This is a genomic window from Paraburkholderia phenazinium (genome assembly GCF_900141745.1).
In the GTDB taxonomy this organism is placed as follows: domain Bacteria; phylum Pseudomonadota; class Gammaproteobacteria; order Burkholderiales; family Burkholderiaceae; genus Paraburkholderia; species Paraburkholderia phenazinium_B.
This window is the reverse complement of the sequence record NZ_FSRM01000001.1, coordinates 1,156,531-1,169,680: the sequence shown is the minus strand read 5'-3', so window position 1 is coordinate 1,169,680 and position 13,150 is coordinate 1,156,531. Positions and strand designations below refer to the sequence as shown.

12 protein-coding genes are annotated in these 13,150 nt (G+C 61.7%); 5 read left to right on the top strand and 7 right to left on the bottom strand.

Annotated elements, in window-relative coordinates; translation table 11 throughout:
• Nucleotides 1-220 precede the first annotated feature (220 nt).
• From ilvA to queF, 3 genes are read left to right on the top strand one after another with little or no spacing between them, the layout of a single operon-like run.
• The gene (gene ilvA, locus BUS06_RS05500; RefSeq protein ID WP_074263355.1) at nucleotides 221-1,744 is read left to right on the top strand and encodes a threonine ammonia-lyase, biosynthetic; all 1,524 of its coding nucleotides are present in this window, start codon (nucleotides 221-223) and stop codon (nucleotides 1,742-1,744) included.
• A gap of 18 nt (nucleotides 1,745-1,762) precedes the next feature.
• Complete coding sequence (locus tag BUS06_RS05495; RefSeq protein ID WP_074263354.1) at nucleotides 1,763-2,680, top strand: 5'-nucleotidase; 918 nt, start codon at nucleotides 1,763-1,765, stop codon at nucleotides 2,678-2,680.
• On the top strand, nucleotides 2,677-3,501 hold the full coding sequence (gene queF / locus BUS06_RS05490; protein ID WP_074263353.1) for an NADPH-dependent 7-cyano-7-deazaguanine reductase QueF: 825 nt from the start codon (nucleotides 2,677-2,679) through the stop codon (nucleotides 3,499-3,501). Before BUS06_RS05495 ends, queF begins: the two co-directional genes overlap by 4 nt.
• 789 nt (nucleotides 3,502-4,290) lie before the next feature.
• Here queF and BUS06_RS05485 read toward each other — a convergent pair.
• The 3 genes from BUS06_RS05485 to BUS06_RS05475 form a co-directional block, all read right to left on the bottom strand.
• A complete protein-coding gene (locus BUS06_RS05485) occupies nucleotides 4,291-4,674 on the bottom strand; it encodes a RidA family protein (RefSeq protein ID WP_074263352.1) in 384 nt (127 codons plus the stop codon).
• 83 nt (nucleotides 4,675-4,757) lie between these two features.
• Complete coding sequence (locus BUS06_RS05480; protein ID WP_074263351.1) at nucleotides 4,758-6,239, bottom strand: N-acyl-D-amino-acid deacylase family protein; 1,482 nt, start codon at nucleotides 6,237-6,239, stop codon at nucleotides 4,758-4,760.
• Between the two features lie 3 nt (nucleotides 6,240-6,242).
• Nucleotides 6,243-7,133: a MurR/RpiR family transcriptional regulator gene (locus BUS06_RS05475; RefSeq protein ID WP_074263350.1), complete on the bottom strand. Its 891-nt coding sequence runs from the start codon at nucleotides 7,131-7,133 to the stop codon at nucleotides 6,243-6,245.
• Between the two features lie 174 nt (nucleotides 7,134-7,307).
• Here BUS06_RS05475 and BUS06_RS05470 point away from each other — a divergent pair, with 174 nt between their 5' ends.
• Entirely contained in the window at nucleotides 7,308-8,585 is a 1,278-nt protein-coding gene (locus BUS06_RS05470; protein WP_074263349.1) for an amino acid deaminase, read from the top strand.
• On the opposite strand, the gene BUS06_RS05465 is transcribed toward BUS06_RS05470, so the two are convergent.
• Nucleotides 8,552-9,013 (bottom strand): MarR family winged helix-turn-helix transcriptional regulator, encoded by a 462-nt coding sequence (locus BUS06_RS05465; protein ID WP_074263348.1) that lies wholly within the window; start codon nucleotides 9,011-9,013, stop codon nucleotides 8,552-8,554. The two genes, BUS06_RS05470 and BUS06_RS05465, sit on opposite strands and share 34 nt — an antisense overlap.
• A gap of 28 nt (nucleotides 9,014-9,041) precedes the next feature.
• Nucleotides 9,042-10,637, bottom strand: coding sequence for an MDR family MFS transporter (locus tag BUS06_RS05460; protein ID WP_074263347.1), 1,596 nt, complete (start codon nucleotides 10,635-10,637; stop codon nucleotides 9,042-9,044).
• A gap of 141 nt (nucleotides 10,638-10,778) precedes the next feature.
• Here BUS06_RS05460 and BUS06_RS05455 point away from each other — a divergent pair, with 141 nt between their 5' ends.
• Nucleotides 10,779-11,624 carry an EcsC family protein gene (locus tag BUS06_RS05455; RefSeq protein WP_074263346.1) on the top strand — a complete coding sequence of 282 codons (846 nt, stop codon included), beginning with the start codon at nucleotides 10,779-10,781 and terminating at the stop codon, nucleotides 11,622-11,624.
• Here BUS06_RS05455 and BUS06_RS05450 read toward each other — a convergent pair.
• Both BUS06_RS05450 and BUS06_RS05445 read right to left on the bottom strand, forming a co-directional pair.
• A complete protein-coding gene (locus tag BUS06_RS05450; protein WP_074263345.1) occupies nucleotides 11,594-12,559 on the bottom strand; it encodes an alpha/beta hydrolase in 966 nt (321 codons plus the stop codon). The two genes, BUS06_RS05455 and BUS06_RS05450, sit on opposite strands and share 31 nt — an antisense overlap.
• Nucleotides 12,560-12,708: 149 nt before the next feature.
• Complete coding sequence (locus BUS06_RS05445) at nucleotides 12,709-13,143, bottom strand: CHRD domain-containing protein (protein ID WP_074263344.1); 435 nt, start codon at nucleotides 13,141-13,143, stop codon at nucleotides 12,709-12,711.
• Between the last annotated feature and the right edge of the window lie 7 nt (nucleotides 13,144-13,150).

Below are 13,150 nucleotides of genomic sequence, written 5' to 3'. Positions count from 1 at the left end.
ACGCGCGTTGACGCTCGAATCACGCTCTAGCAGGGCTTTTACACGACCAGGCGAGGAAATATGTTCAAACTGGTGAGTCCACAATTCTTCGACCGAACGGTCGGGCGGGTGGTGTTTCCGGATCTTTCCTGCGCGTTGGCCATACGGCCGAGGCCAGAGCGCGGGCCGTTGGCGCTATCATTGACCTTTCCCGTCTCACACAGCGCACCGCGCCACCCGCATGGCTTCCCACGACTATCTGAAGAAAATCCTGACCGCGCGCGTCTATGACGTCGCCCACGAGACCGAACTCGAACATGCGCCGAATCTGTCGGCACGGCTGCGCAACCCGATTTACCTGAAGCGCGAAGACAACCAGCCGGTGTTCTCGTTCAAGGTACGTGGCGCATATAACAAGATGGCGCACATTCCGGCCGAAGCGCTGGAGCGCGGTGTGATTACGGCTTCGGCGGGCAATCACGCACAGGGCGTCGCGCTGTCGGCGGCACGCATGGGCGTGAAGGCGATTATCGTGGTGCCAGTGACAACCCCGCAGGTGAAGGTCGACGCGGTGCGCTCGCATGGCGGCCCCACGGTCGAAGTCGTGCAGGTGGGCGAGTCGTACAGCGACGCCTATACGTACGCCGCCAAGCTACAGGAAGAGCGCGGCCTGACGTTCGTGCATCCGTTCGACGATCCGTATGTGATTGCCGGCCAGGGCACGGTGGCGATGGAGATCCTGAGCCAGCATCAAGGGCCCATTCACGCGATCTTCGTGCCGATCGGCGGCGGTGGTCTTGCGGCTGGGGTTGCCGCATACGTCAAGTCGGTGCGCCCGGAGATCAAGGTGATCGGCGTGCAGACCGACGACTCCTGTGCGATGGCACAGTCCCTGAAGGCCGGCGAGCGTGTCACGCTGAATGAAGTGGGTCTCTTTTCCGACGGCACTGCGGTGAAACTGGTTGGCGAGGAAACGTTCCGGCTGTGCCGCGAATACCTCGACGACGTGCTGATCGTGAACACCGACGCCCTGTGCGCGGCGATCAAGGACGTGTTCCAGGACACGCGTAGCGTGCTGGAACCCGCGGGCTCGCTGGCGGTGGCAGGTGCGAAACAATACGCGGAGCGCGAGGGCATCGAGGATCAGACGCTGATCGCCATCACCTCCGGCGCGAATATGAATTTCGACCGGATGCGTTTCGTGGCCGAACGCGCCGAGGTCGGCGAGGCACGCGAAGCGGTGTTCGCCGTGACGATCCCGGAAGAGCGCGGCAGCTTCAAACGCTTCTGCGAACTGGTCGGCACTCGCAGCGTTACCGAATTCAACTACCGTATCGCCGAAGCGAGTTCCGCGCATATCTTCGTGGGCGTGCAGATCAGGAACCGCAGCGAGTCGGCGCAGATCGCGGGCGCCTTCGAGGCGCACGGCTTTGCCACCGTCGATCTGACCAGCGACGAACTGTCGAAGCAGCATATCCGTTACATGGTGGGCGGCCGTTCGCCGCTCGCGCATGACGAGCGCCTGTTCCGCTTCGAATTCCCGGAACGGCCGGGTGCGTTGATGAAATTCCTGTCGTCGATGGCGCCGAACTGGAATATCAGCCTGTTCCATTACCGGAACCAGGGCGCGGATTACAGCTCGATCCTCGTTGGCATCCAGGTGCCCGGCACGGAGAACCCCGAGTTCGACCGCTTCCTCGCGACGCTCGGCTATCCGTACTGGGAAGAGACGACGAACCCGGTGTACCGGTTGTTCCTCGCCTAGGCTGACAGGACCTCGCCGATGGCATTCACGCTTCAGGACAAGCTGGTGGTCGCGATTTCATCGCGCGCGCTGTTCGACTTCGAAGAAGAGAACCGCGTGTACGAAGAAGGCGACCTGCACAGCTACGAAACGCTGCAGCGTGAGCGGCTCAGTGTGCCCGCCAAACCGGGCGTGGCGTTTCCGCTGATTCGCAAGCTGCTGGCGCTGAACGCGGGCGCGCACCGGGTGGAGGTGGTGATCCTGTCGCGTAGCGATCCCATTAGCGGACTGCGCGCGTTTCACTCGTGCCGCGAACACGGCCTCGCGATCGAGCGCGGCGTCTTTACGCGTGGACGTGCGCCGTTTGGGTATCTGAAACCGCTGAACGCATCGCTGTTTCTGTCCGCCAATCAGGACGACGTGCGCGATGCGCTGGCCGCCGGATTTCCGGCTGCGCGCGTATTGCCGGAATCGGCGAAAATGGCGAGCAAGTATCCGGACGAAATCCGCATTGCCTTCGACGGCGACGCCGTGCTGTTTTCCGACGAAGCCGAGCGCGTATTTCAGCAGGAAGGCTTGCGGGCGTTTTTGGGCCATGAGATCCACAACAAGGATCTACCGTTAGCCGACGGGCCGCTCAAGCCGTTACTGGAGGCGCTGCACCGTTTGCAGAATGTGGCGGACGAGGCTGCGCCAACGCAGGCAGCACCAATGCATATCCGGACGGCGCTGGTAACGGCGCGTTCGGCACCGGCGCATGAAAGGGCGATCCGTACGCTGATGGCGTGGAACATCGAAATCGACGAAGCGATGTTCCTGGGCGGTCTCGACAAGAGCGCATTTTTGCGTGAGTTCGAGCCGGACTTTTTCTTCGACGATCAAATTGGCCACTGCGAATCGGCCCGCGTCGTGACGGCGACGGGGCACGTGCTGAGTGGCATCGTGAACGCATCATGACACCCGAACAATCACCGCTGGGCAAACCTGCCACCTATACCGAACAGTACGACGCGACGCTGCTCTTTCCGATCGCACGCAAGACCGCGCGCGAGGCGATTGGCATTGGGGCGCAGTTGCCGTTCTTCGGGACGGATATCTGGAATGCTTACGAGCTTTCCTGGCTGAATGGGCGCGGCAAGCCGCAGATTGCGGTGGCGACTTTTTATGTGCCGGCGGACTCGCCGAATATTGTCGAATCGAAGTCGTTCAAGTTGTACCTGGGGTCGTTCGCGCAGAGTTCGTTTGAGTCGTTTGAGGCGGTGCGGGATACGATCAAGCGGGATGTTTCTGCTGCCTGCGGCGCTACGGTTTCAGTGCATCTGACTGGGCCGATGGATTTTGGCAAGTTGCAGCTGGATGAGTTTGAAGGCACGCCGCTGGATCGGTTGGATCTTGATACTGATGTTTATCATCCTGATCCTTCGTTGCTCAAGGCTGCGCTTGAGGAGGCTCCTGTTGAGGAGACCGTGTTTTCTAATCTGCTCAAGTCGAATTGTCCCGTTACCGGGCAGCCTGATTGGGGGAGTGTGCAGATTCATTACGTTGGACCGCAGATTGATCATGCTGGGCTCCTGCGGTATATCGTTTCGTATCGGAATCACACCGGGTTTCATGAGCAGTGCGTTGAGCGGATTTTTGTTGACGTTCTTAAGGTTTGCAAGCCGCTGAAACTCGCCGTTTATGCTCGCTACACGCGACGTGGGGGGCTTGATATTAATCCGTTCCGGACTAACTTTAATTTGCCCATGCCGGATAATTGCCGCACGGCGCGGCAGTAATGCGGGTTTGCCTGCGGCGCCTTGGTTTGGCGGGTGCTTCTGTTGTGTTGGCCTTTCCTTGCGTTGTTATTGGTCTATTAGCGATGCCCCTGTGCGGGGCGGCACTTACTTTCTTTGCCGCCGCAAAGAAAGTAAGCAAAGAAAGCGGGCTTGCAACCGCTAGCCTGTAGGTGTCCACCACTCGCGTGAACACAGAGTGGTCCGCGCACAAAATCGTCCCTCGCACCACCCGCGTTAGTGACAAAGGACTCATTCATCCCGCTCCGCACTGCGTGCGTCGCGGATGGGTATACCTAGGAAAGCGGGCTTGCGCGGCATAATGGCCGACCCGTATGTCCAATGCTTGACAAACTACATCAGCTTGACGAGGCGAGCCGCGGAGCGCACTCAATTCTCTGCTCTCGCGCGCAAACCGATTTTGACATCCCGGCCAATCGAATTCACGCCCCAATAAAGTTAGATTTCCTACAGACTTTGCAGAAGGCGTTATGCCCGACGGCGGGGCGCGCAGCGCGACGCTGGAACGGATGAGTCCTTTGTCACTAATGCAAGCTGTGCGAGGAGCGGTCCCGTGCGCGGACCACTTTGGCTTGATGCCAGTGATGGACACCTACAGGCTAGCGGTTTGAAGCCCGCTTTCTTTGCTTACTTTCTTTGCGGCGGCAAAGAAAGTAAGTGCCGCCCCGCACAGGGGCAACGCCAATAGACCGATAACAATGCAAGGAAAGGCCAAAGCAGCAAGAACAACCACCAAAGCGCCGCGCAGGCAAAACCCAAAAAACCAAACCCTTAACCCTTCCCCTTATAAGCAACGCAATCAACCTCAACCTTACAGTCAATCACCATACTAGAAACCACACACGCCCGCGCTGGCGGATTCTCCCCGAAATACTCCCGGAACACCTTATTAAACGAAGCAAAATCCCGCGGATCATCCAACCAAACCCCACACCGAACCACATGCTCGGCGCCATAGCCGGCCTCTTTGAGAATGGCAAAAACATTCTGAATCGCCTTGTGCGACTGCGCCACAATCCCGCCTTCGATCACCTCGCCATTCTCCATCGGCGTCTGCCCCGACACAAACAACCAGCCATCCGCCTCTACCGCACGCGCGAACGGCATATGTTGCCCGCCAGTCCCCTTGCCACCCTCAACGCCATATCGCTTCATCACAAACACTCCTTATAAGATCCAGCGGCGCGCAGATCAAACGTCAACAGCGCACCGCATCAATAAACCCAAAAACCAAACCCTCAAAACGCGCCGTGCGCATCTGCCTTCGATGCCTCACCACGCGCCACAAAATGCCCCGCCCGCTCGCCGGTCGGCTGACCATCCCGATACGACAACACGCCATTCACCCAAACTGCGTCAATCCCGTCGGCCTGCTGTAGCGGCTTGTCGAACGTCGCCGTATCCCGCACCCGCGCCGGGTCGAACAACACCAGATCCGCGTGGTAGCCAATATGCACCTCACCCCGCTGCGTCAAACCAAACCGCCGCGCCGACAAACTCGTCATCTTGCGCACCGCCTCCTCCAGCGGCAACAATCCCGCATCCCGCACGTAGTGCCCCAGCACTCGAGGAAACGCGCCCCACAAGCGTGGATGCGGCAGCGGATCGTTCGGCAAACCGTCCGAACCCACCATCGATGCCGGATGCGACAGGATGCGCCGTACGTCCTCCTCCGACATGTTGTGATACACCGCCCCCGCCGGTTGCAGGCGCTTGCCCGCTTCCTGCTGCGTCACGCCCCACTCGGCGGCAATCTCCTTCACCAGTTTGCCCGCCATCTCAGGATGCGGTTCCGACCACGTAATCGTGATATCGATCTCGCCTGTCACCTGCCTCAGGTCCAGCGTCGACGAACTGCGGTTATACGGGTAGCAGTCGCAGCCGATCGGCTGCAGGCGGCGTGCGCCTTCCAGTGACTTCAGCACCTCGGCGCTGCGCCCCCAGTTCGACGGCCCCGCGCACTTCAGATGCGAAATCACCACCGGCACGCGTGCATGGCGGCCCACCTGGTAAGCCTCCTCCATCGCGTCGAGAATCGTGTCGAACTCCGAGCGCATATGCGTCGTGTACAGCGCGCCCGCCGCCGCCAGCGGTTCGGCCAGCGCCATCACTTCCTCCGGCGGCGCCGCGAATGCCGAGCCGTATGCCAGCCCCGAACTCAGGCCGAGTGCGCCGTGTTTCAGCGCCTCCTCGAGTTGCGCGCGCATGCCTTCGATTTCCTGTGCGCTCGCCGCGCGGTCCAGGCGGTCCATCTGGTTGTTGCGCAGCGCGGTGTGTCCGATCAGCGCCCCCACATTCACCGCCGGGCGCGCCGCGTTCACCGCTTCCACGTACGCGGCGAAGGTCGGATAGTTGAACGCGTCCCGCGCGCCCAGCAGATTCATCGGATCCGGTGGATCACCTTTCAACTCGACCGGCGACGCGCTAATACCGCAGTTGCCGACGATCACCGTCGTCACCCCCTGGCTGATCTTCGGGAGCATCTGCGGCGCGCGGATCACGTGAGTGTCGTCGTGCGTGTGGACATCGATAAAGCCCGGCGCCAGCGCCCGGCCGTTCGCTTCGATGATCTCTTCGGCCAGCCAGTTCGACAGGTTGCCGATCGCCACAATCTTGCCGTCGCGCACCGCCACGTCGCGTTCGACCGGCGGAGCGCCCGTGCCGTCGTACAGTTGAGCGTCGATGATCAGCGTATCCGCCGCTTCAGGATGCGAATGCATGGGTCAGTCTCCTAACGGTTGTCGGTCGCCGCCGCCGCGGTGCGCGTCGAGCGCGTGCTTCATGCGGCGCAGCAATTCGCGGCTCTCATCGCCCTGACTAACGGCAAGTTCGGTGACGAGCACGTCAAGCGCCATCATCATCGCGTATCGGGATGACGATGGCTTGTAAATGAAATCGGTTTCGAACGCGACGATCGGGATCACCCAGTCCGCCAGCCGCGCCAGCGGCGAAGCGGGTGCGGTCAGCGTAATCAATGTCGCGCCGTAACTGCGCGCGATGCGGCAGTTCTCCACCATCTCGGGCACACGGCCCGTGGTCGACAACGCAATCACGACACATTCGCGCGATACCGTACTCGCCACCATCCGTTGCAGCAAGCCGTCCTGGTAGGTTGCCACGGGTCGGCCGAGGCGCACCAGACGGAAACGCATTTCATCGGCGAGCGCGGTTGAACCGCCGCCCATGCCGAACACGTAGATCATGCGCGCCTCGCGCAACGCGGCGGCCGCTTCGGCTAAGGGTGCCTGGCACAGCAACTGGTGGTTGTGCGTGAGCGCGGTCTGCACTTCGTCGAACACACGGGTGGCGAGCGGTTCGGGCGCGTCGGCTGCCGCGTTGCCTTGCAGAAAACGCTGCCCCACCGCCGCCGCCTGGGCGAGCCGCAACTTCAGTTCGCGGACGTCGCGGCAACCCACCGCCTTGGCAAAGCGCGTGACGGTGGCAACGCTGACGCCGGCCTGCTGCGCCAGCGCACCGATGCTCGCGCGCGATGCGCCGGTCAGGTCGTCGAGGATCAGCGCGGCCACCTTGCGCTCGGCCGAACGCAGTTCCGGCGCGCATTCGGCGATGCGGGCGACGATGTCGAAAGTAAGCGGTTCAGCGCTGGAATTCATGGAAAAACGGAAAGATCGGGAGGACCGTTGCAACGCGCGACACCACCTACGGCAACTTGTACCAGCAGGCGTTGATGCCGTGGTACTAAATAACATTTCAGGAAACATGCTACTTTCGGTAACATGTGAAAGTCAACTTCGCTGTGATTTATCTGGACGATGGAGCAGGATTACATGAAAGTTACAAACTATCAGGGCGCAACGATTGATCCTTATAGCAAGGGCTTGGGCATGGTTCCAGGCACCAGTATCCAGTTGCTGGACGCGGCGCGCCTTGAATGGAATCTGCTGAACGAAGACGTGAGCCTGCCGGCTGCCGTGCTCTACGCGGATCGTATCGAGCACAACCTGAAATGGATGCAGGCGTTCGTCGCCGAATACGGCGTCAAGCTAGCGCCGCACGGCAAGACCACCATGGCGCCGCAACTGTTTCGACGTCAGCTTGAAACCGGCGCGTGGGGCATCACGCTCGCTACCGCGCACCAGGTGCGGGCCGCGTATCACGGCGGCGTGTCGCGCATTCTGATGGCCAATCAACTGGTCGGTCGCCGCAACATGCTGATAATCGCCGAGATGCTCAGCGATCCGGAGTTCGAATTCTTCTGTCTCGTGGATTCGGTGGATGGTGTCGAGCAGCTCGGCAAATTCTTCGGCTCGGTGCGCAAATCACTGAACGTGCTGCTTGAACTCGGTGTGCCGGGCGGCCGCACCGGCGTGCGCGACGAAGCGCAACGCACCGCCGTGCTGGACGCAATCGCGCGCTATCCAGATGCGCTGAAGCTCGCTGGTGTGGAGTTGTACGAAGGCGTACTGAAGGAAGAACACGAAGTCCGCGAGTTTCTGCAAGGCGCAGTCGCCATCACGCGCACGCTGGTCGACGAAGGACGCTTTGCGCGCACACCGGCTATTTTGTCGGGCGCGGGCTCGGCATGGTACGACGTGGTCGCGGAAGAGTTCGTGAAGGCATCGGCGGATGGCCTGGTCGAAGTGGTGTTGCGGCCGGGCTGCTATCTGACGCACGACGTTGGCGTCTACCGGAAAGCGCAGACGGATATCTTTGCTCGTAATCCGGTCGCCAAAAAGATGGGCGAAGGGCTATTGCCGGCGCTGCAGCTGTGGGCCTACGTGCAGTCGATTCCAGAGCCGGATCGCGCCATCATCGGTCTCGGCAAGCGCGATTCAGCATTCGACGCCGGCATGCCAGAACCCGCCAAACACTATCGCCCAGGCACTGAGGCGCCGCGCGAAATCGCGGCCGGCGAGGGATGGGAAATCTTCGGCATGATGGATCAGCACGCCTATCTGCGGATCCCCGCAGGCGCGGACCTGAAGGTCGGCGACATGATCGCGTTCGACATCTCGCATCCGTGTCTGACGTTCGATAAATGGCGTCAGCTGCTGGTGGTCAATCCTTCGTATCAGGTCACGGAAGTGATCGAAACGTTCTTCTGAGCGACCACTTCCCCGATCCTCACTTCAAGCATTCGCAACGCACCGGACAGCGCCGCGAGCGCGTCGTCCGGCAGCGCGGCCATCGTATCGTTGAGGAACGCGGTACGGCGCGGCAGCGCCTCCTCGGTGGCCGCTGTCCCGGCTTCCGTGAGTCGCACGTTGGTGATGCGGTTATCGCGCTCGTCCATGCTGCGCGAAATCCAGCCGAGCACCTCGAGCGCTTTAAGCTGCCGCGTCAAGGCGCCGGGGTCGATACGCAGCCGCTCGACAAGACGCTTCTGCGACGACTCACCACCCTGGTCGTGCAACGCCAGCATCACCCGCCAGCGCGGCATGGGATGTCCCACCTGCCCCTCGAACGCCGACATGAACGCCCGATAGGTGCGGCCGAACTGCTGAACGATGGCGACGCGATCCTGTTGTTCCATGGTGTTCCGATGACGCGGGTATTCGAAATCAATCAGCGAGGATGGTCGGCTCGACCTGACGCTTTAGCTTGATGGGCGGCACGCGGCGGCTTTGCCAGATCGAAGCCACTGCGACGATTGCGGCGAGCGCAAGGCCAAGATGAATCGCCGACACCAGCGATTCGCGCGCCGACTCCAGCAGCACCGCGCCGTTGTGTCCAGCATGCGCTAACTGACCAAGCAGCGTGGCCTGAGCATCATGGTTGATGAGAATTTGCGGATCGCCCATATCCGGGAACCACTGCGTCGCCTGATCGTGTTCCAGCGCGCTGCGCACGCCGCTCGCGTACATATGCGTGACGAGCGTGCCGGTCAACGCCGTCCCGATCATGCCGCCGATCATCCGCAGCGATTGCAGCAGCGCCGTTGCAATGCCGAGATGCTCGCGGCCCGCCGTCTGTTGCGCGAAGATGGTCAGATTCGGCATCACGAAGCCGAGTCCCAAACCGCCGAGCACCATGAACGTCATCAGCAGCCATCCCGGCATGGCGCGCGTTGCTACCACCGCGCCGAGGCATGACAGCGCCATCAGCGTGAAGCCGATATACAGCATCAGATTCGGATTGCTCACGCGCGACACGATCCGGCCATTGGCAATGCTGCCGATCGTAATGAACACGACGAGCGGCGTGATCACGAGACCCGCTTCTTTCGGTGACATGCCGAAGCCGCCCTGGAACAGCAACGGCGCGTAGAACAGCAGCGAGAACATCGAGAAGCCGCCGAGCACCGCCAGCGTGAACAGCGCGGCAAGGCTGCGATTGCGGAACATATCGACAGGCAGGATGGCGGTAGGGCAACGCTGCTCCCATTTCCACAGACTGTATGCAGACGCCACACTTGCGACCAGCAACGCGACCGAGGTCAGCGACACGCCGTGCTTGGGCAACATTTCGACGAACAGTTGCAGGGAACCGAGCGAGATTGCAATCAGCAACGCGCCCGGCCAATCAAGGCGCATCTTGCCCTTATGCTCGACGTGCCGCAAATGCGGCAGAAAACGCCACACGAAGAAGAGCGACAGCAGACCGACCGGCAGATTGACGTAGAACACGGAGCGCCAGCCGTAGTACTGCGTGAGGAAGCCGCCGAGCGACGGCCCAATGGCGTTGGCGATGCCGAACGCCGAACTCATCAGCACCTGCCAACGCAGGCGCACGACTGAATCGGGGAATAGATCGGGAATGCAGGCGAAGGCGGTGCCGACCAGCATGCCGCCGCCGATACCCTGCAGACCGCGCGCAAGGACCAGGAACAGCATGCTGTTGGCCATGCCGCAGAGCACCGAGGCACCGGTGAAAACGATGATCGACGCGATCACGAACGGTTTGCGCCCGTAGTAATCGCCGAGCCGCCCAAAGATCGGCACGGTAATGACCGAGGTCAGCAGATACGACGTGGCGACCCACGCGTAAAGCTCGAAGCCCTTGAGCTCAGCGACGATCGTAGGCAGCGCCGTGCCGACCACGGTCTGGTCGAGCGCGACAAGCATCGTCACAAAGGAAACGCCGAGCATCGCCATGAGCGATTCCCGGAACGGTAAAACTTGCCCACTCGAATGGTGGGCCGCAGTATGGACAGCCATGTTTTTTGATAGCGCAACGGTTGACGCGTCAAACAATGGGGAATCATAGCATGTTATGGCGCTCTAAACTGGCTGTGTTGGCGTTCATCCGGTGCGCCGACGATCAGCTAATTACAGAATTTGCCCGCCACAGGGAGGCACATGGAGTCCACTTCGCTCGCCGAACAGAGCTTGTCCGCCGAGGATCTGCGCGCGCTACGACGCGCGAAACACGAGCTGGAAAGCCCGGCGCTGGCGATGAAACTGGCCAGCATCGTCGGGGCGCCGCTCGAAAAGCTCCTGTCGCGGATGCCGGCCATCGCCAACGAGAAGGTGAACGATGCAACCCAGCTCGCGTTACGCAAGTGCCTGCAGCTCGCTCTACGCACGCTCGGGCGGCACGACCCCGACGCGCCGCCGCTTGCGATTCCCGACCGGCCGAGCAATCTGCTGCACAAGTTCGCGGTGGCGACAACCGGCGCGGCCGGCGGCGCGTTCGGGCTGTTCGCGTTGCCGGTGGAATTGCCGGTCACAACCACATTGATGTTCCGCTCGATCTGCGATATTGCGCGTAGCGAAGGCGAAGACCTCTCGTCAATCGACGCGCAGTTGCAATGTCTGACGGTGCTGGGGATGGGCGGCACGTCGAAAGCCGACGACGACGCCGACTACGGCTACTTCATCATGCGCGGCGCGCTGGCGCAGGCGGTCTCGAAGGCGTCGGCGGAGATCGCGACCAAAGGCTTCACCTCACACGGATCGACGGCGCTGTTGCGCCTGCTCAATACGATCGCGTCGCGCTTTTCCGTGCAGGTCAGCGAACAGATCGCCGCCAAGTCGATTCCGGCGATCGGCGCTGTGCTGGGTGCGATGGTCAACACTGTCTTCATGGACCACTTCCAGCTGGTCGCGCACGGCCATTTCACCGTGCGGCGGCTCGAGCGGCAATATGGACCGGAACTCGTGAAGACCGCCTATCAGACCATCGACATCGCGCTCGACGGTTGAGCGCTGCGCGGGCCCGCTACCTCGCGCACAAAGGCAGCGGCGCCGTCGAGCGCGCGGCGGGCCTCGGGAATGAAAGGCGTGAAGATCTGCCAGACGTGCGGCATGTTCGGCCACACCTGCAACTCGACAGGCACACCCTCGCTGCGTGCGTTCTCGGCTACCCGTCGCGAGTCGTCCAGCAACACTTCCGTGCTGCCGGCCTGAATGAAAAGCGGCGGCAGGCCGTGCAGATCGGCATAGACCGGCGAGGCATACGGATGCGTCGCAGGCGTATCGCCAAGGTATAGCTTTGCAGCCCGGCCGATCGCAGGACCGCTGAACATCGGATCGGCCCCATCGTTGATGCGGATCGACGCGCCGCTCGCGGCCAGATCGGTCCACGGCGAAAACAGCACGCCGCCTGCCGGCAAAGGATCACCGGCGTCGCGTAAAGCAACCAGCGTAGCGAGAGCCAGGCCGCCGCCTGCTGAATCACCCGCAATCACAATCGATTCCGCCGGCCTGCCGCTCGCAAGCAGTAGCCGATAGGCGGCCAACGCATCGTCGAGAGCAGCGGGAAAGCGTGCTTCAGGCGCGAGCCGATAGTCGAGCGAAAACGCCGGTGCACCCGAGCGTGTCGCCAGGCCGAACACAATCGAGCGATGGGAACGCGGCGAGCAGAAGTAATAACCGCCGCCGTGCAGATAGAGAATGGTGGGGGTATCGACAGCGCCGGCTGTCTCGCCGCTGCCGGCGGCCGGCTCGAACCACTCGCCTCGCAACGTTTCGCCGGGGCCGTATTGTTCCAGTAAGCGCCAGCCCGCAGGCACTTTCGGCGACCAGGCACGTTTCGCCGTAAGAGCACGCGCACCCTCGACGCTGATCTCGGTCTTTAATGTGGCCGGTCGAAACTGCCGGCGCAGGTACCAGCACGCGAGCGCACTTTGCCAACTCATCGGGACACCCTCCATGAATGGTCAACCGTCATGGTACGTGGGTTCGCACAATGATCCGCTGGATGGGCGGTTCTAATCCTGCGACGATTCATGCACGCCCGCCTGCTACGCAGCGGACAAATGGAGAGCAGCAGGCCGCGCAACGACTGCTAGTTGGAAGGTCGTACCTGACCGCGAATCTCACCCATCGGGTTCTGCGCGGTGTGGATATTGAAGTACCACTGACCGGCCATCAGGTCGGTCACCTGCTGGTCCGTCAACGTGGCGGAGCCCTTGATCGGACTGGCAAGCGCGCTCTTGTCGATCGGGATCTGAATTTTTGCGTTCTGCCCGACCGGTGCTGGGCCGTGAAAGTGTGCGGCCGAGATGGGACTCGACAGATCCGCATAGGTGACCGTCCACTGCAACGCCTTGGTGGACGTATCGAAGGTGGCGTCAAGCATGCCGTGTGCGTGGCTGACGCGCGGCGGGACTTCGCTCGACGGCTCGAGATCCGCCTTCAGCGCCACCGTGTCTGCGAAGGCGATCCCCGACGCCAGTGCCCAAAAAACAACGCCCAGACTGAGTTTCCGAATTGCATTCATATTTTTT